Origin of the sequence: Lentzea sp. NPDC102401, assembly GCF_044765805.1 — a bacterium.
Taxonomy (GTDB): domain Bacteria; phylum Actinomycetota; class Actinomycetes; order Mycobacteriales; family Pseudonocardiaceae; genus Lentzea; species Lentzea sokolovensis.
In genome coordinates this window covers 1-1,266 of the sequence record NZ_JBIWKS010000040.1, presented here as the reverse complement: position 1 = coordinate 1,266, position 1,266 = coordinate 1, and the positions used below count along the sequence as shown (strand labels likewise).

The 1,266-nt window shown below is 65.9% G+C and carries 1 protein-coding gene; it reads right to left on the bottom strand.

What is annotated here, in order from left to right; all coding sequences use genetic code 11:
- Positions 1-32 precede the first annotated feature (32 nt).
- Positions 33-1,198 (bottom strand): IS3 family transposase gene (locus tag ACIRG5_RS48380; RefSeq protein ID WP_402918513.1). Its coding sequence is split into 2 segments (ribosomal slippage): positions 33-911 and positions 914-1,198, totalling 1,164 coding nucleotides; the frame shifts between segments, so codons are not numbered across the junction.
- Between the last annotated feature and the right edge of the window lie 68 nt (positions 1,199-1,266).

The window sequence follows — 1,266 nt, the reverse complement described above, 5'->3', positions numbered from 1 at the left end:
GGGTCTGCTGCACGAGTAGGTGACAGTGGTAGTCACGCAGCCTGACTGGCTGGCGTGGCCATGATTACCTCGTATTCGATAGGGGTCAACCTGCCGAGGGCGGCTTGGCGTCTGCGGCGGTGGTAGGTGCGCTCGATCCAGGTGACGATCGCGATCCGCAGTTCCTCGCGAGTGGTCCAGGTACGCCGGTCGAGAACATTGTTCTGCAGCAACGCGAAGAAGCTCTCCATCGCTGCGTTGTCGCCCGCGGCGCCGACCCTGCCCATCGACCCGGACAGGCCGTGACGAGCGAGGACACGGACGAATTTCCTTGATCGAAATTGCGATCCTCGGTCGGTGTGCACCACGCAGCCGGCGACCTCACCGCGGCGGGCGAGGGCGTTGGTGAGCGCGGTGACGGCGAGCCGGGACTTCATCCGTGAGTCGATGGAGTAGCCGACGATCCGGTTGGAGCAGACGTCCTTGACCGCGCACAGGTACAGCTTTCCTTCTGTGGTGCGGTGTTCGGTGATATCGGCCAGCCACAACAGGTTCGGTGCCGCGGCGGTGAAGTCGCGGCGGACCAGGTCGTCGTGCACCGGCGGGCCGGTCTTCTTGCCGTTGCGGCCGCGTTTCTTGCCGAACGCGCTCCACCAGCCCATGGACGAGCAGATCCGCCACGCGGTCCGATCCGCTATCGACAGACCGGCGTCGCGGGCCTCGTCGGCCAGGAACCGGTAGCCGAACTCCGGATCGTCGCGGTGCGCGTCGAACAACGCGTTCGCTCGCTGAGCCCGTTCGAGTTCTGTCTCGGTGAGCGGCCTGGCACGCCACCGGTAGTACGGCTGTCGAGCGATCCCGAGTACCCGGCACGTCACCGCGACGGGGATACCGTCCGCGGCGAGCTCGTTCACGAGCGGGTAGAGCCTTTTCCCGGCAGGTTCGCCTGCGACAGATACGCCGTCGCCCGGCGCAGCACCTCGTTCTCCTGCTCCAGCAGCTTGATCCGCTTACGCGCCTCACGCAGCTCAGCCGACTCGGCCCGGCTCGCACCGGGCTTGACGCCTTCGTCGATCTCGGCCTGGCGCAGCCACTTGAACAACGTCATCGGGTGCACCCCGAAGTCCTTCGCGATCTGCTCGACCGTCACACCGGACTCACGGTCCCGAGCGACCCGCACGACATCGTCGCGGAACTCCTGAGGGTAAGGCTTGGGCACAGCGACATCCTCCCAGCTCACCATCACGGCAAGCCAACTCAGATGTCACCAATCCGTGCAGCAGACCC